A 22,407-nucleotide genomic window follows, 5' to 3' on the forward strand; every position below is an offset into this window, starting at 1 on the left:
GATAAATTCATCTGATAATAACGACAACCATAATACACGGCGTGACTTTTCAGCAGTTTGAGGTAGAGAATGAAAGTCGGGTTTGATTAACTAAGCTCTCATTGTGCTATGCCTAGTGTGTCATGCAAAATGGTGGAGACGGAGAGCCAACAGGCTTATTCCACTATACTTTTCACAACAAGCCAATTAATGGTGCTGTAACCTAGATAAATTCATCTGACAATAACGACAACCATGATACACTTCGCGACTTTTCAGCAGTTTGAGGTAGAGAATGAAAGTCGGGTTTGATTACCTAAGCTCTCATTGTGCTATGCCTAGTGTGTCATGCAAAATGGTGGAGACGGAGAGCCAACGGGCTTATTCCACTATATTTTTCACAACAAGCCAATTAATGGTGCTGTAACCTAGATAAATTCATCTGACAATAACGACAACCATGATACACTTCGCGACTTTTCAGCAGTTTGAGGTAGAGAATGAAAGTCGGGTTTGATTACGGAAGTTCTAATTGTGCGATGGGTGTCATGCAAAATGGTGAAGTGGACTTACTGCGTCTCGAGCAAGATAAATATTACCTGCCTTCGACTATGTATGCGATGCACAATGCGTTAATTCCTGCATTTGTTAATCGTCATCTCAATGAGCCAGATCCAGTCTACACGCAGTCTCGCCAAGGTCTGCTAACGGTAGCACAGCAAGCTAAGCGCGATCTTGATTTAGAAGCACATGAAGCGGGCGTTTTTTTTGGTCAAGCGGCAATTTCTGAGTATATCGAATTTCCCGAAGAAGGTTTTTTTGTTAAATCACCCAAGTCCTTCTTTGGGGCGGTTGGACTTAAACCTCAACAAATCGCCTTCTTTGAAGATATTGCTGCGGCGATGATGGTGGAGATTAAGCGTCGTGCCGAGTCGCAGCTGCAACAGTCCATTACCGACACTGTGATTGGTCGACCTGTTAATTTTCAGTCCGTCGGTGGAGAGGAAAGCAATCAACAAGCGGTTAATATTCTTACCACCGCTGCAAAAAGAGCTGGGTTTAAGGAAGTGGATTTTCTCTTCGAACCGCTCGCAGCGGGAATTGAGTACGAAAGCCGTCTTCAGCAAGATAAACTTGTGCTGGTGGTTGATATCGGCGGTGGTACTAGCGATTGTTCGTTTGTCCGAATGGGGCCAAGCTATCGCAATAACACACAACGCCAGCAAGACTTTTTAGCGCATACAGGCAAACGTATCGGCGGTAACGACTTAGATATTGCGCTAGCTTATCACCAATTAATGCCGTTGTGTGGTCTCGGATCTAACATGAGCTCAGGTTTGCCGATGCCTAGTCAACTCTATTGGCAGGCATGTAAAATCAATGATATTCAGTCTCAACTAGACTTCTACAGCGATAAATTAGCGCGAGAATTGCAAAGTATGTTGCGAGATGTCGCTGAGCCGCAAAAGCTGGCGCGTTTACTTCATATTCAACAGAACAAACTTACCCATCAGGTGGTTCGTGAAGGTGAACTCGGCAAGATTGCACTCTCTGAGCAAGCAAAGTTTAATGCCGATCTTGGTTTTATTGAACCACAGCTAGCCTCTGAATTTACGCAGCAAGATTTTGCCGAGTCGGTCATGTCGAACTTAGAACAGATGGGGGGGCTTGCGCAAGAAGCCATTCATCAAGCGGGATCAAAACCCGATGTAATTTATCTGACTGGCGGTAGCGCGCAATCACCGTTACTCAAGGCAACGCTTGCACAGCAAATTGGTGATATTGAAATGGTGAACGGGGATAACTTTGGTAGTGTTACTGCAGGCTTGACTAAGTGGGCGGATAAAATATTTAAATAATCGAAGTCAAAATCAAAGAAGCGGTCACAAACCGCTTCCATACTCATCTATTTTATCAATCTAAGCGACTAGCAAGGTACTGCTCATAATCAGGTAAATGCCTTGCGATTGGCTGGTTCATTTTATCGCACGCCATCAGTAAATCTGCCGTTGCTTCATTACAGGCTACGGGAATATTCCAGACAGCAGCGAGTCTCAACAGTGCTTTTACATCCGGATCGTGAGGCTGTGACGCAAGCGGATCCCAAAAGAAAATCAAGACATGAACATCTTGCTCCGCGATTTTGGCACCAATTTGTTGGTCGCCACCCATTGGGCCACTAAATAGTTTGGTGACTTCTAAACCAGTATGCTTTTCTATTAGGTTACCCGTTGTGCCCGTAGCGTAAAGCTTGTGCTGTTTTAGGCTATCTAAGTGAGTCTGACACCACTCAAGTAGGGCTGGTTTCATGCCATCGTGTGCAACCAAAGCAATATGCTTTTTAGCTGGCAGTGGCTGTGAGCGTTTTTGCATGTGTACTGCTCCTATTTTGCGTAACTGTTTAGAGTAATAAGTTGACTGCCAATGCGATAAAAATTAAGCCTGAAATACGATCAATCCACACCGGCGCTGCGGGATGCTGCCTAAAATAGCCAGCGATTTTATCACCACCGTAGATGTACATGCAGTCGATGGGAAAAGCTAAAATAGGATAAAGTAAGCCAAACATAGCCAGTTGCATCGTTGTCGAGGTCGCCAAGCTACTATCGACAAACTGAGGAATAAATGCAATAAAAAACAGGGCGACTTTGGGATTTAAGACTTCCGTCATCATTGCTTGGAACATCACGTTTTTAGGCTTTTTGGTGCTCACGTGCGGTTTTTCCTCGCAAGCTATCTGCGCCTTTCCAAGCGTTTCTTTGATAGTCATTACACCTAGATAAGCTAAGTAAGCTGCGCCGAGGTATTGCACTGTGGTATAGGCAGTCTCTGAAGCTTTTAGGAGTGCCGACAAGCCAACAACGGCAAAGAGTGTATGGATCACCCCACCTAGCGCAAAACCTAATGCGCTTTGCATGCCAGCTACGCGGCCATTAGTAAAGGTCTGCGCCATTAAAAATGCATTAGATGGACCTGGTGCCACGGCAATCACCGTGCTAGCAATTAAAAATGAGAATAAGTATTCAAGGTTTAACATTTTTCTTTTCGTTATTGGTTTTTATATCGTTTTTGTGAATAGCCAACATGCATGAAATTGGTATTATTGTGGTTATTTTATACTTTGAAATTCTAACATTATTATGCAGAGCAACAATATTAGTGGTCTTTTCACTGTGATTAAATCACCTTATTTGTATTGTGTCTGTTTTCTCTGAGTTGAGCAATTTTTAAAGTTGCTATTGTGTATGGTAGTTAGCCCTGATTTTTACTATAAAAAAGCCAGCTTACGCTGGCTTTGTTCGATAAAACCGCTATGTCTAGCATAGCGATTTATATTCTCTTACTCTTCGTCTTCAACAAGCGTCATCAGTGAAGTGTTACCACCAGAAGCTGTGGTATCGATACTGATGGTTTTCTCAGTCACTAGACGATTGATAAGCGTATCGTAGTACTCTGCACTGATCACCGGCAGGATAGCACCTTTACGCTCTGCAAGTTGCTGTGAGAAGTAACCAAGGCGTGAAGAGCGCGCAGCCACAACAGCACCTGCAAGGTGAGGGTGTGCCAAAATCGCTTGTAGCTGGTTTTGCTTCGCTACTTGGAATACGCCTTCGGCAACGCCAGTTGAGATGAACTTATCTCTAAATGCCAATGCTTCTTCGTAGAATAAGTCAGAGGCTACTGTGATCACTGTGTTACCGGCAGCAAGTGCTGTGATAATTGAAATCGCCCAGAAGTTGAACGACGTACTCTTATCGGCATATACCACTACACAACCACGCGCTTCTAAGTGCAGCGTGTTCGATTCACCAGTTGGTCCTGGTAGCGTTGTGTAAGTACGCATACGCTTTTCTAAGCGGTTTAGCTGAGCACGCGCATCAGAAAGCGTTAATGACAAATCATCCGCCAGCTCATCAATGATGTCTACCGTTGCCACTTTAGCAAGTAGCTGACGCACTGCCGAAACACGGTCATTAAGCGCAGTACGACGCCAGATCTTCTCATCACGCTTAGAGTTTTGCATCAGTTTTTCAACTTGCTCAACGGCACCTGGGAAGTGGTGGATCTCTAGCTCATCAGGCGTCAGATCTGTCATTTGTACGTTGTCTGGTGACGCTTTTTCTTTCACAAGGCGAACTAAGTAGTTTGGACCACCTGCTTTTGGACCTGTACCAGAAAGACCACGCCCACCAAATGGTTGCACACCAACGATTGCACCAATCATGTTACGGTTCACGTATACGTTACCCGCGCGAGACATCTTAGCTAGGTATTCGCAGCGCTCTTCAATACGTGAATGAACGCCCATTGTTAGACCGTAGCCTGTACCATTGATTTGATCGATCACATTATCAAGTTGATCTGCTTTGAAGCGTACAACGTGGACTACCGGACCGAATACTTCACGCTTAAGCACGGATAGATCAGAAATCTCATATAGACGAGGCGCGAAGAAGTAAGCGCCGTTCTCGCTGTTATCAGGGATCTTAGCTTCGAATAGGAGCTTACCGTTCGACTTCATGTAATCAACATGCTTAGTCAAAGTGGTCAGCGCTTTTTCGTCGATTACTGGGCCTACGTCTGTAGATAGTAGCGATGGGTCGCCGATATGTAGCTCTTTAAGCGCACCTTGGATCATTTCAATGATACCGTCAGCAACATCTTCTTGTAAGAACAACACACGAAGTGCTGAACAGCGTTGACCGGCACTTTGGAAACCTGATGAAATAACATCGTCAACCACTTGCTCTGGTAATGCTGTTGAGTCAACGATCATACAGTTTTGACCACCAGTTTCTGCGATCAGAGGAACCTGAATATCGTTACGCTCAGCAAGAATTTGCGAGATAAGCGTACCTGTCTCTGTTGAACCTGTGAACATAACCGCTTGGATACGCTCGTCAGGCACGATGTGTTTACCCACTTCGCTACCGCGTGCGATAACCGGTTGTACTACGTGCTCTGGTAAACCAACGGTATGCATTAATTCAATACAACGCAGTGCAATCATACTGGTTTGTTCAGCTGGCTTTGCAATAACGGTATTACCCGTCACGATAGCAGCAGCTACCTGACCTAAGAAGATCGCAAGCGGGAAGTTCCACGGGCTGATACATAAAATCACGCCACGAGCTTCAAAGCGCTCATCTTTAGAAAGCTCTTCTGCACGCGCTGCATAGTAGCGACAGAAATCAACGGCTTCACGTACTTCATCGATGCTGTCTTGGGTTACTTTACCTGCTTCTTTAATACAGATAGCAACAAGTTCGTCATGGTGACGCTCAAGGATGTCAGCAGTACGGCGTAGTAAGTTTGCACGTTCTTCAACAGAGGTTTGAGACCAACTTTCAAAAGCTGCATCAGCATTGGCAAGCACGCTTTGCATGTGTGCTTCATCGTGTAAAGGCACAGATCCAATCACTTGTTTGTGGTTCGCAGGGTTACGAACAGCAAGGTGACCTTCTGGTACTTGGCTTTCATCGATTAGGTGTTCGTTAAACCAGTTGTCTAGGTTTTCTTTAAACGGTGTTAAATCGTTGATGTCTGTTAGGTCTTTACCTTTTGAGTTTGGACGCTCATCGCCATAAAGCTCGATAGGTAGTTTAATCTGCGTATTGTAACGGTTACGTAGGCCTTGCAGTGTTTCTACAGGGTCAGGAAGTAGTGACTCAACAGGCTTAGTGGTATCAACAATCGCGTTTACGAATGATGAGTTTGCACCATTTTCAAGTAGACGGCGTACCAGATAAGCAAGTAGGTCTTCGTGCTGACCAACTGGCGCATACACACGACACTGAATACCCTCGTTTTCAACGATTTGGTCGTAAAGTGATTCACCCATTCCGTGTAAACGTTGGAATTCGAACCCTTTGTTGTCGCCTTTGGCAACTTCTAGGATAGTTGCGGCGGTGTAAGCATTATGCGTTGCAAACTGTGGGAAAAGTGCATCACGTGCTTCTAGTAGCTTAATAGCACACGCTTTATAAGAAACGTCAGTCGTTGCTTTACGGGTGAACACAGGGAAGTGCTCAAGACCATCTTGTTGAGTGGTTTTGATTTCTGTATCCCAGTAAGCACCTTTAACTAGACGCACCATCAGTTTACGGCCTACGCGACGAGCAAGTTCAGCCACCCATTCAACAACGAAAATGGCACGCTTTTGATATGCTTGCACTGCAAGACCAAAACCATTCCAGTCGCCAAGCGCGTCGTCTGAGAATACAGCCTCGATGACATCTAGTGAGATATCCAAACGATCCGCTTCTTCCGCATCAACCGTGAAACCGATATCGTATTCTTTCGCAGCAATTGCAAGTTCTTTTAGCTTAGGTACAAGCTCGTCCATCACGCGGTCGCGATGTGTGAATTCATAGCGTGGGTGAATAGCTGAAAGCTTTACAGATATACCAGGGCTTTTTATTGGGCCACGGCCTTTCGCTGCTTTACCAATTGCGTGAATGGCGTTCATATAGCTTTGGAAGTAACGCTCTGCATCTTTCATCGTACGTGCGCCTTCACCTAGCATGTCGTACGAATATACATAACCTTTTTGTTCTTTATCAGCGGCACGATCGATAGCATCTTGAATGGTTTCACCCATTACAAACTGCTTACCCATGATCTTCATTGCATAGTTAACGGATTTACGGATAACTGGCTCACCAAGACGACCAATTGTGCGTTTTAGCACGCCAAATTGTTCTTCTTTATTCTTGTCTGAATAATTAACCATTTTACCAGTAACGAGTAGACCCCAGCTTGAAGCGTTAACAAATAACGAGTCGCTGCTGCCTAAGTGTGAACTCCAGTCGCCTTGTGCGAGCTTGTCACGGATTAGGCTTTCTTGCGTTGCTTTGTCTGGTACACGAAGTAAAGCTTCGGCCAAACACATCAGTACCACGCCTTCTTCGGTAGAAAGAGAGAATTCATTTAAAAGCGCGTCGACACCGTTTTGACCATCTTGATCTCTACGAATGTTCAATACCATTTGACGTGCACGTTCCCATGCTCGGCTTCGAGCTGTAACGCCTACCTCAGCTAAAGGTAAAATATGATCAATTACTGCGTTCTCATCGATGCGGTAAAAATCACGGATCTTTTGTCGGATAGGACAGTTAGTTGTCAAATCGCCGTTATAAAGCATAAGCAACCCTCAAAAATTGGAGTCAAAAATACATGTAATTCGCGCCTGCCTATGGAATCACACACCTTAATGTGTAGATTACAAAACTACATCTGAACTGATGCCAAACTATGCAACCAAAGGTTGAAAGTGTAGTTTAATTTGTATAGGAAGCCTCAATTACGACAAAATGATGCAGTCACATTGCTAACCATAACACACCCATTTGGGGGTTCAAATTTTAGCCAGAATGCATAATCTAAATGTTCGAACAAAGTTGCGTTAAAGGCTGAAACAAGCCGCTTTGTTCTTTATCGTTAATTTCGCGGGCATTCTATCGAAAAGACAGCAGAATATGCTGTTTTATTTTCAATGAATACGGTAAATTTGCGGGTAATCTCAAACCCTCACAAAATTTTATGCTGATATGACGACTTCCATTAAAACTCGGGTATTAGATCGCATCGACTTAGCAATCTTAGACGCGCTTCAGCGCAATGCTCGGATCTCTAATGTAAACTTGGCGAAAGAGGTAAACTTGAGTCCGAGTCCTTGCCTCGATCGAGTAAAAAAACTCGAGTCCGAGGGGTATATCGAAGGATATACGGCAAGATTAAATGCCGCGAAACTTGGCCAGCATTTGGTTGCGCATGTGGAGATCACCTTGAAAAGCTCGACCGAAGTGGTATTTGAGGTGTTTAAACAGCACATTGTAAAAATCCCCAACGTCGTTTCTTGTGATATGGTAGCTGGTGGCTTTGATTATTTAGTTAAGATCCGAGTCCAAGATATGCGTCAATATCGAGAGGTATTAGGTCAAATCGTTGAAATACCTGGAGTTGGCACAAATCATACCTATATGGTGATAGAACACGTCAAAGAAGACATGGGTGTAGAAGTGCTGAACTATCAGTAACTGTTGACCCAGTTTAAGGAATAATAGATGCAAAAAGTGGTACTTATCACCGGTGCGAGCCGTGGGATTGGTGCGGCAACGGCTCAACTGCTGGGACAACAAGGATTTACTGTTGTTATAAATTACAAGCAGAACGTGCAAGCCGCAGAAACGGTTGCTGATACCATCCTAAGTAATAATGGTAAAGCGCATTTGTTACAAGCAGATGTCACAGACGAAAAATCTGTAGAGGCAATGTTTGACAAGATAAAGACCGATATTGGCATGGTAACGCATTTGGTCAACAACGCTGGCGTGCTGAACGTGCAGACTCGAGTTGAACACATGACCGCAGCGCGCATCAACAATATGCTTACTAATAATGTTACGCCGTATTTTATTTGTGCTCGCGAAGCAATTAAACATATGCGTTTGAGTGCCAATCCAGCACAGTGCGCAATGGTGAATGTATCGTCGGCAGCTTCTTATTTAGGTGGGGCTAATGAGTATGTTGACTATGCGGCTGCAAAAGGTGCAATAGACAGCTTCACTAAAGGTTTATCTCTGGAATTAGCCGCTGAACAGATCCGCGTGAACTGCGTGAGACCGGGCTGTATTTATACCGATATTCACGGCGACGGTGGCGAACCAAACCGAGTTGATCGTCTAGCCGATTTTTTACCGCTGAAGCGAGGTGGAACCGCGATTGAGGTTGCCAATGCCATCGCTTGGCTTTTAAGTGACGAAGCAAGCTTTGTTACAGGAACTTTTATTGATTTAGCTGGAGGGAAATAGCAATTTATGAAAAATAAAATTGTTTATGTCTCAGGAACATTTGATTTATTTCACAGTAATCATTTAAAAATGATTAGTTATGGCCGAGGTTTAGGAGACACGTTGATCGTTGGTGTAAGTACCGATGAACTTGTTTGTTCTTATAAAAAGCCACCGGCAGTGCCATTTGAAGAGCGTTTGGCGATTATCGAAGGGTTAAGAGACCCAGATCTTGCTATTCCACAACGTACTTTAGATCATCGTGAAACGGTGAAAAATCTAAATATTGATGTGTTCGTGATTGGCGATGATTGGAAGGGAAAATATGATTATCTGAAAGAGCTTGGGGTTCAGGTATTTTACTTTCCTTATGGTGCTGGCGTTAGCTCTAGTAACTTAAAGCAAAAAATCTACGATCAGTATAAAAAGCTGATTGAGCAAAGCGACAATCATCCAATCCCAGAGCCACAGAAATGAAAGTGTTAATAACGGGCGGACAGGGTGGTCTTGCCGCTTATTTAAGCGATGAACTGAAGCGCTTAGGACATGAAGTGGAAGCGCCATCGCGCGCGCAGCTTGATGTTTCTAAACCAGCTGAAGTTGAGCGTTTTTTTGACGACAAATCTTATGACTGTGTAATCAATGCGGCAGGAACGCTTTACTCAAGTTTAGTGGCAGACTCTGACCCAAGTCTTTGGATCCGTGACATCGAAGTAAACCTAATCGGCACTTATTTAATTTCTCGTGCTGCAATTAAAGCAAACAAAGCGGTGCATTTGATCAATGTGGCGTCGACGGCGGCATTTAACAGTTACAAAGATTGGACGTCTTATTGTGCGGCGAAAGCGGGCGTGGTGACTCTATCTAAAGGTCTTCACAAGGACGGCTACAAAATAGCGGTACTGTGCCCCGGGGCAATAGATACTAAACTGCGCGATGGTCTTACTATCAATAATCCCAATGTGATGAGCATACCACAAGGCGCCGCGCCAATCTTAGAGGCTGTAACTACACCACAGCACATCGGTAAGCTGTTTTTTTATCGCCTGAACGAAAGTCGTAGCGAGCCGCTTGATTAGACTGCTTTGCTAATATTCATTGGCATAATGCACTAGAGCTACGTTCTCAATACGATTGCGCAAGGTCGGTGCAAGCAGTTTGTAATAGTATGTGGTGGCATGGAAGTCACCGCGCTCATCACTGACAAAATGAGGGATTTGCCCAGCCACTTTAAAGCCCAAGCTCTGATATAAGATTTCTGCGTCCGAATCCGATTGTGTGTCAAGGACGAGTAACGATATCTGCTGCCGTGTAGATTCTTGCTCTATGGCTTGCATCAGCTTTGTTGCTACGCCTTTTCGTCGGCTATTCGGATGAACTAATAGCTTTTCAACTTCAGCCCGGTGCTGAGCATTATCTTTTGTTGCCGGCGAGAGTTGCACACAACCTGCCATTACGCCATTAAGTTCAGCGATAATAAGCGTCTTTTGCGACTTGATCACAGCATCGAATACCTGCCACCAGTAGTTTTGTATTGCTCTGCTAGAGGAAGAGGGCAAAAAGCCGATAGAGGCGCCAAGATTAATACAGGCTTGCGTCAGCGCACTGAGCTGTTTTACCCAAAGCTGACAATCTAAGCGATTGTATTTCAAGCTAGGCGCCTGAATAATGCGAAGCTGCATAGCGGTATTAGACAAATTGTTCATGCAGTTCCTTATTTATCCGAGCCAGACTTTGCTCAAGCCTTGCCTTTTCATGCATTAATTTCTGCCATCGAGTTTGCTGTTTCTCTTGGGAGCGTCGCAGTGCTTCGTAAAGTGCTCGCTGCGGCACATGATAGGCTTTTGCGGCTTGTGATGGGGTGAGCATATCGTTCATTACTGCGTGTACTGCAGTTTCTAGTTTGCCAAGTGTCATTGCGCTTCCTCCTTACCATCTACAGGGGTTGTTGCTGTATCGTGCACAGGCCAGATACTCACATCCAAATGCCAAAGTAAGTACATCGTTTGATATAAAGTGTACATAATTACGCTCCTTTCATCCGTCGTGTCGTTTAATAAGGAAAAACTGTGCCAGAAATTAAAACTATTTAATATCAATAAGATGTGGTTTTTGTTGGTCTGTAAATACGTTCATATTGCACTGCTTTAGTGAGGTGAGTGCAGCATTTGCACCGAATTGAACAGAATTAGCGCGAGAGTGCTTAAAAGTTAATTTGGATCAAATTAAAGTGAATAAAGTAAATAAAATGTTTATTTTTACTATTTGGATAGTAGGCTTTGTGCGACTTTATTGAAGGAGCATTTTTTCATGTCTGAATTATCCAGAACGCAAGATATTACAGACCCTGAGGGGTTACAGTTCCAAATTCAAATCGACGACATTGCGGTTAACGCATGCGACGGTGAAACCGTGTTGTCTGTTTTGCTTGCGGCGAACTACAAGCAAATTATGGAAAGCGATCGAGAAGCCGTATCTGGTGCTTATTGTGGTATGGGCGTTTGTCATTGTTGTCAGGTAACGATAAACAAGCAACATAAACAAAAGGCTTGCCAAACCTTAGTACAACCCAACATGCAGGTTGAAACTAAACAAAATCGTTTCAAGCAGGTTGGAGTATAGTGTGATGTCTAATTGTCAAAAAGAAAAAATCGTTATTGTTGGTGCAGGGCCTGCTGGCGTTAGCTGTGCAGCTGAGCTGGCTAAATATGGCATTACTAGCACCTTAGTGGATGAAGCACCAAAAATTGGTGGGGTGATCTATCGCGGGCCACTTCGACAAGCAAGTAAGCTTCCTCATTTAGATGAAAATCTTAAACGTGCGATGGCTGCACTAAAGGTACGCTACGAACATCATAAACAAGATATAACACTACAACTACAAACCAAAGTGCTTGGGCCCGAGGGCGAAAGCGGTTTGCTGTTGCAAACACAAAATCAGTTAACACAAATAGATTACACCAAGTTGGTTCTGGCAACTGGTTGTCATGAGCGCAGTGTGCCATTTGAAGGATGGCAGTTACCTGGTGTGATGTTAATGGGCGGGATGCAACTTCAGCTTAAAAGTGGGTTAGTTCGACCAGGGAAAAAAGTGGCTTTAGTCGGAACTGGACCATTATTGCCACTGGTTGCTTGCCAGTTACATAAATCCGGTGCACAAGTGGTTGGCGTATATGAAGCGAGTCGCTTTAGTGAACTGGCGAAAGAGACCGTGGCGCTGCTTAATAAACCTAAGCTTACGCTTTCGGGATTGAGTATGTTGGCGTATCTCAAAAAGCATAATATTCCATTCAAGTATGGCTATGGCATTGTGAAAGCAGAAGGCCAAGAAAAGCTCTCCAGTGTTACCGTAGCGCCTTACGATGAGCACTGGCATGCGGACTTGTCAAAAGCACAGCATTTAGCCGTGGATAGTTTGGGAGTTGGCTATGGTTTTGTTGCCCGCACCCAGCTTGCCATGCTACTTGGGGTTTCTCATCAGTACACCACCACGAATGGTTATGTGCCTTTATTAGATGACAATTTACGCAGTAGCTTAAATTCAATTTTTGTCTGTGGTGACACCAATGGTTTGCTAGGCGCAGAAGCGGCTATCATTGAAGGGAAAATGGCCGCAACCATGCTTGCCTATGAGCAAGCCTGTTTAAGCGAAACGACCTTCCACACGCGAATGCGCAAGCTCAAGACTAAGCGTAAGCAAGCACAGAAGTTTAGAGCAGGATTTGACCGCTTCTCGGCGCGCCGAGAGGGGCTGCTTGCGTTAACCCAGGCAGATACCGTGGTGTGTCGCTGCGAGCAAGTAAAGCGCCAGCAACTCGATTTAGCATTGCAACAAGGTGCAAAAGACTTATCTAGCGTAAAAATGAGGACCCGTATTGGCATGGGAGACTGCCAAGGAAAAATGTGTTCTAGCTATGCGTTAGACCGACTGCATGCGGCAGGGCACTTAGATACGCTGGGCGTGATAAGGCCAAGATTCCCACTTGACCCAATTCCGTTTACTTTACTGGAGAAAAACCATGAAGCAGTATGATGTCATTATCGCAGGTGGCGGTGTAATTGGTGCGGCTTGTGCCTATTTTTTAAGCCGCGATACCAACCTAAAAATCGCGTTAGTGGATTTAAAAAAGCCGGGTAACGCGTCTCGTGCATCTGCTGGTGGATTATGGGCAATTGGTGAGTCGGTCGGACTTGGCTGTGGTGTGATCTTCTTCAAAACCTTGTCGAAGCTCCAAAGTGAAGGAGATACCGAAGCTGCACAAACATTACGGCCGCATCAATTACCAGAATGCTTTTTTGAACTTGCGCTCAAGTCAAACAAGTTATATCCAGCACTGCATGAGGAAATGCTGACCAGACATGATGTCGACTTTAAGTTTGAACGTACCGGTCTTAAATTCATTATGTACAATCGCGATGATGAAATATATGCAGATAGCATAGTGTCAGGGATCCCTAATTTGTCTTCGCAGATCCGATGGTTAGACCAACAGCAATTACGTGCAGAGGAGCCTTATATCACCCCAGATGCGATTGGTGCAATAGATTTTATTTGCGACCATCAGGTAAACCCATACAGGTTAGTTGATGCGTATACCGAAGGAGCACGTCAAAATGGTGTTGAGTTATTTTTGAATACCGAAGTGCTAGAGGTACTGCGTGAAGGCAATAAAGTGATAGGCGTGAGGACGCAAGATCAAAGCCTGCATTGTGAGACCTTAATTAATGCCGCTGGTGCCTGGGCGGATGACATTTACCATCAGGCGACAGGTAAACATATGCCAGTTTATCCTGTTAAGGGTCAAATAGTGCTATCTGAGCGCATGCCTAAAGTATTAAATGGTTGTATCAGTACCAGTGATTGCTACATTGCACAAAAAGACAACGGCGAGATTTTAATTGGCTCATCAACGGAGGAAAAAGGCTTCGATACCACCAACAGTCTAGATAAAATCACCGAGTTGTCACAAGGTGCTATGAAATGTTTGCCAGTGCTAAAAGAGTCGAGTATTAAACGTTGTTGGGCAGGACTTAGACCTGGTACACCGGATGAGCTGCCAATTTTGGGCCCCGTTGATGGCGTGGAAGGTTACATTAATGCGTGTGGGCACTTTAGGACGGGGATTTTAATGTCGGCCATTACTGGCACGCTTATTACTGAACTCATGACAGGCAAACCTACCTCTGTTGATTTAGCTCCGTTTCGCGTTGAAAGGTTCGAATAAGCATTTGATTCTGTTGTCTTAATGGGATATATCTAGTTGCTGATGAATATTCCATTAAGGCAAGATAGACGGTGCAATTACGCAAGCCTAAAAAACTAAACCGAGGTGATACCCTTGCGATTGTATCACCTAGCTGGGGTGGCCCAGGTACATTTCCTCACATCTTTGAGGAAGGGTTAGCAAACCAGCGTTCGCTTGGTTTTAATATTGTTGAAATGATGTGCTAAGCTCAAACTGTCACCTAAGTTAACTCGAACTTGTTAAATTAACATATATATGTATCGTTAGAATATCTAATTGACAGTCTGAGTTGTTTTTTAAGTTAGTCTGAACTTTACAAGGTGATAAATATAAATAGTGAAGTATTCCACTATTTATATTTGTCTCGGTGTTTGCACAAGAATGCTAGTAAAACCCCAGTAATAAATCCTGATATATGTGCAGTATTGCTAATTGAATGTGATAGTAGTGCGCTTAAAGCGGTGCTCATAAATAAAAAGTTAACTATTGATATGTGCAGGTTTCCAGTTTTTATATTTTTGTTTTTATATGAGTTAATGGTGATGTAACCAAGTAATGCATATATTCCTGCAGAAATTCCGCCATATGCGTCAGCAGAGGTGAGACCAAAAAAATACAAAAAATATGCAGATATAGCTCCAGTGATACAACCTGAAATAAAAACAAATAACCCTGTTCTTCTCACTAATGCTATAAATAATGGACCTGATAACAATGCGAAAGCAAGATTACTAAACCAGTGGGTTAATCCAGAGTGAAAGAATGATGCTGTGATAATTCGCCACCACTCACCTGCCACAATTAACTTATAAATCCCACCATATCGATACGCTGCTTCTTCAAACCCACCTGCTAAGTAGTTTATAAATACTTGAATTAATCCTATGGCTAAGCATATAAAAAACCATTTTGCAGCATGTTTTTTATACCTGTGTGATAGGTTAGAGATAAACACATTCCTATCAGTTAGGCTCTGCAGATTATTTGAAATTGTGATGTGGTCAATTGTTAAGTATAGCGTTAATATTAGTCCTGATAAGGTAAGGTTTAGTAGTTTTTCATTTTTTGTATATGTGAATAAAAGTAATGAGACTAATGTGGCAAATATTGAGTATATGATGATGAACTGAGATTTTTTCTTGTTAAATTTAAATGCGCTTTTCTTAAAGCCATCAACAAGCATGACCGGTTTAAAATCTTGACTGTATGGTAAAGCTATAAAAAGTGGTGAGAGTATATGCCATTTAGAAATTGCTCTGTTTACGTTTGACTCACCTGAAAATATCTTACCACTTCCAACTTTAGCTCTAACTTCCTCTATAGATGCAGTCTTTTCCATCTTACCTCGCTTTATTAAGTAATAAGTTGCAACAAGGCTTAACATGTAGCCTTGTTGCTTATCCTAACTAAAAAAATTAAGAAACGAAATACAAGGCTGCTGCAATTGGTATAGCAAATCCAAGTGTAGCAGGGTTACTTATTTTTAATCATTATTGTCATGCTTATCTCTTGCTAATGAAAGGCAAGGCCACATCTGTTTATTTAGTTCCGTTTCGAGATGAAAGCTTGAGTGAGTATTTGATTTTGTAGTCTTAATTGGATATATCTAGTCGCTAATGAATATTCCATTAAGGCAGGATAAACGGTGCAATTGCGCAAGCCTAAAAAACTAAACCGAGGTGATACCCTTGCGATTGTATCACCTAGCTGGGGTGGCCCAGGTATATTTCCCCACATCTTTGATCAAGGGCTGGCAAACTTGCGTTCGCTTGGTTTTAATATTGTCGAAATGCCGTCGGCTCGAACGGCCGCAGACGTACTCTTTTCACAGCCGCAATTACGTGCAAAAGATATTAATGATGCCTTTGCCGATCCGAATATAGCCGGGATAATTTCTTCTATTGGTGGTTCAGATTCCGCGCGGATCCTACCTTATTTAGATAAATCCGTTATCTTGAATAACCCTAAGTTTATGATGGGCTATTCTGATTTTTCCACGCTGACCACACTGCTGAACCAATGGGGATTAGTCACTTTTAACGGCCCATCAGTCATGGCCGGTTTCTCCCAGTACCACAATGCTAGTGCTGAATATCAAGCCTATTTAGTGCAGGCGCTGCTAGGTGAAGTCCATTATCCAATATTCAAAGCTTATTCTCATGGCTATCCGGAGTGGGCAATACCAGAAAACGTCGGTAAGCTGCATCCCGCAATTGCGACAAATGGTCCAAAAGTACTGCAAGGTACTGGGCAAGTGGAAGGGCGGCTATTTGGCGGCTGTTTTGAAGTGATGGAGATGCTAAAAGGCACAGAATACTGGCCATCGCCGTCATTTTGGCAAGACAAATTGCTATTTTTAGAAACCTCTGAGGATAAACCTAGTCAAGATTATATTCGCTTTTGGTTACGTAACTATGGGGTGATGGGGGTGTTTGAAAAAATATCCGGCTTAATGATTGGCCGCGCTCGGGATTACAGCGAGCACGAGATGATAGCGCTTGATGAGGTGATTTTATCGGTTGTACGTGATGAGTTTGGCTGTAACAGTTTACCCGTAATAACTCGGCTTGATTTCGGCCATACCGATCCGCAGTGGATTTTGCCGTTAGGAATACAGCACCGCTTGGATCTGGACAACTTCAGTCTAGATGCGATAGAGCCGGTATTTGATTTGTTGTAAACAAAGACAAAACAAATGACACCCATCACTATTAATATCCAAGCCGAGGAAGTGAAGTAACATTTAAGGTAAACACCCTCCCTAATTTCCTCTTTGTAACAGCAGCGACAAGGTTCAAATTGTTGACCCCAATGGCTTGGCGAAAAAAACAAGTGATACCCATCACTATTAGCCTCCATCTCACCACCCACCTAAACTTACACTGAATATGTATTGATTGTATGAATGTTATGTGTTTACATACAGTCTTTTTTTAAGGAACATATCATGGGTCAATTGCGCTCATTTTGTTACTTTGTTCTGCTATTCCTATTAACTGCGTGTGGCGGCGGAAGTGATGCTGGCAACAGTGATAGCAGCAAAGGTAACAGCCAAGTACCACAAACAGCCATCTCATTCGCTGAAACTTCAATCCAAATATTGGTAGACGAGATTCCATCCGTTAATAAGATATCAGGAAGCTCAGGTACTGGAGCAATAACGTTTTCATCGTCAGACTCATCAATAGTAGAAGTTTTGAACCCTCAAACAGGGCAAATAAAAGGTGTTGGAGCAGGAAGTGCAACCATTACTGTATCCAAAAGTGCAGATGCTCAGTACCAGTCAGCATCTGCAAGTTATTCAGTTGAAGTTAACAAACGTGAGCAAGAGCCACTACTTTTTGATGCAGGTCACGTCGCAAAGTTTGTGAGTGATTCAAACTTTACAAACCCACTCAATGGTGGAAGCGGTGATGGCGCTTTTATTTTTACATCTAGTAATACAGGTGTTGCAACGGTCAATAGTACCAGTGGGGAAATCCAAATCATCGGTGCAGGGCAAGTAGAAATTTCAGTCACTAAGCATGCAGACCTAAAATTTAAACCTGCATCTACGAGCTTCGCATTATCCATAAAAAAGCGGGAACAAACACCACTCAAATTTAACTATGAGACCGTCAATGTATTTGTTGATGACTCTCCGGCAATCAATATGTTAATTGGTGGAAGTGGTACAGGCTCAATTAGCTATAGCTCGAGTAATCCAGACGTTGCGACTATTAACCTTACATCCGGAGAAGTAACTTTTGTAGGTAAAGGAACAACAACCATAAAAGCCACCAAATCTGCAGATGGAATATATAATTCAGCAGAAGCATCTTATTCACTGACGCTCAATAAAAGAAATCAAGACGACATTGTTTTTGAACAAGACTCTCTATACATCTATCTAGATGAAACTAAAACCAACCGTTATACAGGAGGCAGCGGAGAAGGGAAGGTTACCTATTCGACATCCAATGCTGAAGTTGTGCTCACCCATACTTTCACGGGCTTACTGACACCCGTGAAAGCAGGCTCAGCTACCATTACCCTGACTAAATCAGGTGATACTTTGTATGAACCTCAAACGGCTCAGTTTACAGTTAATGTAACAAAAAAAGAGCAGGAGCCTCTATCATTCCAATCTAGCTCTTTAGATTTATTAATTGATACACCGATACAGAGCAATCCTTTATCAGGAGGTACAGGCTCAGGTACTATAACTTATCACTCCAGTGACACCTCAGTGGTAGATGTCAATTCAAAAACAGGAAAATTAACATTACTCAAAGACGGTGTTGCAACGATATCCGCAACAAAAGCTTCAGATGCTTTGTACAATGAATCAACGGCTTCCTATGATGTTGATATCAGTTATATATTAGATGAACTCAGTATTGCCATCAGCTTAACAAATGCTGAGCTAACATGGAGTAAACAAAGTCAGCAACTAGAGGTATACAGAAGTACAGATGCGAACTGTGATATAACCAATTACACTGCATGTGATAATTCGCAGATGAATATTATATCCGCACAAGATGCACTGCCTCTTCAAGATGGCTTTATAAATATTCAGCGTTCTAAAGACACACTAGAACACCAAAGTGCCTATATTAAAATTGCCCACGAAGACTATATTTCTAATACCATCCATGTGACACCTTCCTTACCCCCTTTTAAACTTGGGAATGGAGCTCAAATGGTGTCCTTTAAAGGTAAGTTGTGGTTGATGGGAGGTGAATACTACAAAGGTGATGATACCATTTGGCAAACTGGCATTTGGTCTTCTACAGATGGAATAAACTGGCAGCTCGAGGTTGAAAAGGCGCCATTCCAGGGGCGTGCACATTTTGAATTAATTGAATTCAATGAGCAGCTCTATTTAATAGGTGGTGAAAGAGGAGTAGGAACAAATGGAGCAAAGGTATTTGAGTCAGATGTGTGGCGCTCTGATGATGGAGTCAATTGGACATTAATTCAACCTACTCCAGGAGTCTATATAGGGAAAGTAGCATCAGCAATCGTCTTTCAAGGTAAGCTATGGTTATATGGAGACTCTTACAGTAGTGAAAATAGCACTATATATTCAACCGAAGACGGACTCAACTGGACTATGCAAAACAGTTCTGCAGCATACACGCCTAGATCTAAGCCTACATTATTTGTCCACAATGACCACTTATGGATGTACGGTGGCCAGGTATTGGAAAGTAACAAAGCAAGGGCAGTTAACGAAATTTGGTCTTCAGAAGATGGGGTTAATTGGCGTTTAAGAAATGCAGCCCCCAATATTCCAAATGAATATGCTAAAGCCAGTAAAGTCTTCAATTTTAACGGCAAACTTTGGATGATTAGCGGACAAGCTTATAACGCAAACGACAGCGCCGTAAACGGCAGCGCCGCCTATTCATCTGATAACGGAATAGACTGGACGATTGAAGCAAGTCCAATTATATCTAGGTTTAATACCTATTTAACAGGTGCTAAGTTTGCTGATAAGCTGTGGATATATAGTGGTTGGCAAGATGAGTATATCTGGCACTCCAAAGACGGAAAAGATTGGAGGACCTATGTCGAGCTACCACAACTAGAATGGAGCCCAAGGCAAAAATAACCCTAAGGTGACAATAGCAATTTAACGTGGACACCCACCTCACCTTCAACTTACCCACCTCAACTTGCATGTTGGGGTGGTTTTCCTAAGCTTGAAGTTCTTCAAAATCAAGTTTTGAAGGCAATTTATAAAAGATAGGCACTCATGCGCATCTATTTTCTAAAACTGGACTATCGCGCACGATAATGCACAATTTAACGTGGACACCCAGCTCACCTTCATTGAGAGAAAAACTAGAACTCGCAGTCAAAACTAATCCCCTTAACCACACCAGAAGAGCATAACTTCTCGGCGGGTGAACCGCCTCCCACAAAACTATTTAGACTGTGAGGTAGGAGGCTGCGCTGATAGTCTTTGCAATGCTTGCAAGCAGCTTAATCATAAAAATTGTAGAAGATCTCACAAGCAACTTATTCCCCCTTCATCACACCCGAAAAGCATAAGCTGATATGCAATGTGCCGACAGGATGTTGGCTAAGTATTGTCAGGCATAGGGATGTGCCTTACAAGGCGGTTGCACTATATCAGCTTAGGGTTTGAGGATTGAGTGTGATGCTGGGGCGACGTTTTCTTGGTTCGTTCTTTTTCGTCGTTTAAAAAGAATGAACGAGAAGCGCATGGATGCGCTTTGATATTAAACATGGAGGTTTATGTTGCTAACGACTGGTAGCTCGAAATTTACCGTAAAGTCAGCCCGTCCTCCTGACGGATTTCGACACCCATCCATGGACTACGACTTACTTTTCTTTGATGCCCAAAGAATCGTTGCGCAAAAGAAAGGGCACTCCCAACATCACACTGACTCCTCAAGTAAATTGCCAATATGAACGTCACCGCGGTGTAAGGGCCATCCTTGGCCCTGTCACCGCTTTTCACGCATCCATGCGTTGAAATGACTCATTGGCAATTCACTTTCGGGTGTGATGAGGGAGGAAAACGGTGCTGATAGTTTTGTTTGGTGCTTGCAGGCAAATTTGCTGCTTTGAGAGAAAAACTAGAGCTCGCAGTCAAAACCAATCCCCCCTCCATCACACCCGAAAAGCATAAGCTGATATGCAATGTGCCGACAGGATGTTGGCTAAGTCTTGTCAGGCATAGGGATGTGCCTTACAAGGCGGTTGCACTATATCGGCTTAGGGTTTGAGGATTGAGTGTGATGCTGGGGCGACGTTTTCTTGGTTCGTTCTTTTGCGTCGTTTAAAAAGAATGAACGAGAAGCGCATGGATGCGCTTTGATATTAGCCAAGGAGGGGATGCTTGATTATGGCTGCTTTGTAAAATCAAGTAATTAACCTGCTTAATTGCTCAGGCTAGCGGCCTCTGTACGCGTAAAAAATATAATTGCTTCTTAAGGCAAATGTAGGTGTAATGAATACATAATAAGCGCTGAGCAATGCAGGGAAAGCTTACATAACACTAGCTAAACTGATGACACTAGCTAGGAAAGTGAGAGCCTCCAAAAAGCCTATTTTTTTCTAAGTAAGCCATAGCATAAACAACACCAATTCTGACACACCTAGCTGCTCAGTCCAACAAGCGATTATGCAACACAAACTGCATGTCGCATAAATACTAAAATGTTATGTTTTCAGAGAAGGAGCCTAAATCACCATGGAAAAAGTTATAGCGGGTGCGCTCATCGCCGTTACGGGTTGGCTTGTAGCACATTTTAGCAAACTGCATTTTGAGAAAAGGTCAGCGCAACTCGCTCGAATTAATGAACAATTAGAAAATCTATATGGGCCACTAATGGCAACATTAACGGCAAGCCATGAAACTTGGGTTTCTTTTACTAAAAAACATTGGCCTAGTCATGGAATGCCAGGGTATTTTGGAAAAGGTGAAGACCAACTTTCAGAAGCTGAATTGCTAAAGTGGAGGACATGGATTGTAAATGTATTCCACCCTCTTAATGAGAGAGTTGAATCAATAATAATCGAAAATATACATCTCATTGAAGGAGATGAAATTCCTGAAGCATTCACGCTGGCGCTATCCCATGTTAGTTCATATCGAGCAGTTATAGCTCAATGGGAAAATCAGGACTTTTCGGAACATGTATCTGTGAATAATTGGCCAACGAAGGGTTTAATGGATTCAGTAAAGCCAGTATTCGATGAATTAACCCGAAAACAGTCAGAATTATTAGGTAAAAAAACATAACAAGCAAAGGCAGCATCGCCACTACGTGGCTGGACACGCTAACGCGCGCCGCTGCTTTGGGCGCTATACGAAAGGGGTTTTATGAAATATTCAATTTTGGTGTCATTAGCAATTACTTTACTAATGGGGTGTGCTTCAAAACCATTACCTGATAGAGCTAATGCTACCCTACAAGAAACAGCAAATCCAACATATCCAGCTTATGCTGCTCGCAATAGAATCGAAGGCTATGTTCAAATGAGTTTTGATATCAGTGAAAGTGGAAAGCCTATTAACATTCAGGTACTAAAGTCTGTACCTGAACAAGTCTTTGATAAAGCTGCAATCAAAGCTCTCTCCAATTGGAAATATGCCCCTAAAGTAGAGAATGGCGTTGCCGTTATTCAAAAAGATCTTAAGGTACAATTAGACTTTACATTAGGTTAAATGTATAGCTAACAAGCATGAAAAATAAGTCACACCCATCACTATTAACATCAAAGCTGAGAAAGTGAAGTAAATACTTAATGCGGCGTTACCACTGCCCGCTATTGGCGCATATACGACCGTTAGATTTAACTAAGTTCTATCAGCCAAATCTAACAGAACAAGTTAAGGGCTATCAGCTTAGCACTTATTCAGATTGACA

The 22,407-nt window shown here is 43.0% G+C and carries 18 protein-coding genes; 12 read left to right on the top strand and 6 right to left on the bottom strand.

Features of this window, described 5'->3' with window-relative positions:
* Positions 1–479 precede the first annotated feature (479 nt).
* Positions 480–1,838, top strand: coding sequence for a molecular chaperone (yegD, locus tag L1271_RS00920; protein WP_235366564.1), 1,359 nt, complete (start codon positions 480–482; stop codon positions 1,836–1,838).
* Positions 1,839–1,893: 55 nt separating this feature from the next.
* On the opposite strand, the gene L1271_RS00925 is transcribed toward yegD, so the two are convergent.
* The 3 genes from L1271_RS00925 to putA all read right to left on the bottom strand — a co-directional run bounded on the left by L1271_RS00925 (position 1,894) and on the right by putA (position 7,123).
* A complete protein-coding gene (locus L1271_RS00925) occupies positions 1,894–2,352 on the bottom strand; it encodes a methylglyoxal synthase (RefSeq protein ID WP_102057321.1) in 459 nt (152 codons plus the stop codon).
* Between the two features lie 28 nt (positions 2,353–2,380).
* A complete protein-coding gene (locus tag L1271_RS00930; RefSeq protein ID WP_211866749.1) occupies positions 2,381–3,016 on the bottom strand; it encodes a LysE family translocator in 636 nt (211 codons plus the stop codon).
* Positions 3,017–3,319: 303 nt separating this feature from the next.
* Positions 3,320–7,123, bottom strand: a complete 3,804-nt coding sequence (gene putA / locus L1271_RS00935) for a bifunctional proline dehydrogenase/L-glutamate gamma-semialdehyde dehydrogenase PutA (protein WP_095728277.1) — start codon at positions 7,121–7,123, stop codon at positions 3,320–3,322.
* 406 nt (positions 7,124–7,529) lie between these two features.
* Here putA and L1271_RS00940 point away from each other — a divergent pair, with 406 nt between their 5' ends.
* From L1271_RS00940 to L1271_RS00955, 4 genes are read left to right on the top strand one after another with little or no spacing between them, the layout of a single operon-like run.
* Positions 7,530–8,018: a winged helix-turn-helix transcriptional regulator gene (locus L1271_RS00940; RefSeq protein WP_010606176.1), complete on the top strand. Its 489-nt coding sequence runs from the start codon at positions 7,530–7,532 to the stop codon at positions 8,016–8,018.
* A 27-nt stretch (positions 8,019–8,045) separates the two neighbouring features.
* On the top strand, positions 8,046–8,792 hold the full coding sequence (locus L1271_RS00945; RefSeq protein ID WP_102057318.1) for an SDR family oxidoreductase: 747 nt from the start codon (positions 8,046–8,048) through the stop codon (positions 8,790–8,792).
* Positions 8,793–8,798: 6 nt separating this feature from the next.
* Positions 8,799–9,248 carry an adenylyltransferase/cytidyltransferase family protein gene (locus L1271_RS00950; RefSeq protein WP_010371961.1) on the top strand — a complete coding sequence of 150 codons (450 nt, stop codon included), beginning with the start codon at positions 8,799–8,801 and terminating at the stop codon, positions 9,246–9,248.
* Complete coding sequence (locus L1271_RS00955; RefSeq protein WP_235366565.1) at positions 9,245–9,850, top strand: SDR family NAD(P)-dependent oxidoreductase; 606 nt, start codon at positions 9,245–9,247, stop codon at positions 9,848–9,850. Before L1271_RS00950 ends, L1271_RS00955 begins: the two co-directional genes overlap by 4 nt.
* A 9-nt stretch (positions 9,851–9,859) precedes the next feature.
* On the opposite strand, the gene L1271_RS00960 is transcribed toward L1271_RS00955, so the two are convergent.
* Positions 9,860–10,477: a GNAT family N-acetyltransferase gene (locus L1271_RS00960; protein ID WP_102057317.1), complete on the bottom strand. Its 618-nt coding sequence runs from the start codon at positions 10,475–10,477 to the stop codon at positions 9,860–9,862.
* A complete protein-coding gene (locus tag L1271_RS00965) occupies positions 10,461–10,688 on the bottom strand; it encodes a helix-turn-helix domain-containing protein (protein ID WP_102057316.1) in 228 nt (75 codons plus the stop codon). Before L1271_RS00965 ends, L1271_RS00960 begins: the two co-directional genes overlap by 17 nt.
* 393 nt (positions 10,689–11,081) lie before the next feature.
* Here L1271_RS00965 and L1271_RS00970 point away from each other — a divergent pair, with 393 nt between their 5' ends.
* Genes L1271_RS00970 through L1271_RS00980 form a run of 3 tightly spaced genes read left to right on the top strand, consistent with a single transcriptional unit; the run spans position 11,082 to position 13,996 of the window.
* Positions 11,082–11,393 (top strand): 2Fe-2S iron-sulfur cluster-binding protein, encoded by a 312-nt coding sequence (locus tag L1271_RS00970; protein WP_010371949.1) that lies wholly within the window; start codon positions 11,082–11,084, stop codon positions 11,391–11,393.
* 4 nt (positions 11,394–11,397) lie between these two features.
* Positions 11,398–12,804, top strand: coding sequence for an FAD/NAD(P)-dependent oxidoreductase (locus L1271_RS00975; protein WP_102057880.1), 1,407 nt, complete (start codon positions 11,398–11,400; stop codon positions 12,802–12,804).
* Positions 12,791–13,996, top strand: coding sequence for an NAD(P)/FAD-dependent oxidoreductase (locus tag L1271_RS00980; protein ID WP_235366566.1), 1,206 nt, complete (start codon positions 12,791–12,793; stop codon positions 13,994–13,996). The genes L1271_RS00975 and L1271_RS00980 overlap by 14 nt, the downstream gene beginning before the upstream one ends.
* A gap of 370 nt (positions 13,997–14,366) precedes the next feature.
* Here the strand turns inward: L1271_RS00980 and L1271_RS00985 are convergent, their stop codons facing one another.
* A complete protein-coding gene (locus tag L1271_RS00985) occupies positions 14,367–15,356 on the bottom strand; it encodes a rhomboid family intramembrane serine protease (protein WP_235366567.1) in 990 nt (329 codons plus the stop codon).
* 306 nt (positions 15,357–15,662) lie between these two features.
* On the opposite strand from L1271_RS00985, the gene L1271_RS00990 reads away from it, so the two are divergent.
* From L1271_RS00990 to L1271_RS01005, 4 genes are all read left to right on the top strand, one after another.
* Positions 15,663–16,697 carry a S66 family peptidase gene (locus tag L1271_RS00990; protein WP_235366568.1) on the top strand — a complete coding sequence of 345 codons (1,035 nt, stop codon included), beginning with the start codon at positions 15,663–15,665 and terminating at the stop codon, positions 16,695–16,697.
* 267 nt (positions 16,698–16,964) lie between these two features.
* Positions 16,965–19,616 carry an Ig-like domain-containing protein gene (locus L1271_RS00995; protein ID WP_235366569.1) on the top strand — a complete coding sequence of 884 codons (2,652 nt, stop codon included), beginning with the start codon at positions 16,965–16,967 and terminating at the stop codon, positions 19,614–19,616.
* Positions 19,617–21,227: 1,611 nt separating this feature from the next.
* Complete coding sequence (locus L1271_RS01000; protein WP_010606187.1) at positions 21,228–21,779, top strand: hypothetical protein; 552 nt, start codon at positions 21,228–21,230, stop codon at positions 21,777–21,779.
* Between the two features lie 81 nt (positions 21,780–21,860).
* Positions 21,861–22,205, top strand: coding sequence for an energy transducer TonB (locus tag L1271_RS01005; RefSeq protein ID WP_211866737.1), 345 nt, complete (start codon positions 21,861–21,863; stop codon positions 22,203–22,205).
* The last annotated feature ends 202 nt before the right edge of the window (positions 22,206–22,407 follow it).

Origin of the sequence: Pseudoalteromonas sp. OF5H-5, assembly GCF_021530695.1 — a bacterium.
Lineage (GTDB): Bacteria > Pseudomonadota > Gammaproteobacteria > Enterobacterales > Alteromonadaceae > Pseudoalteromonas.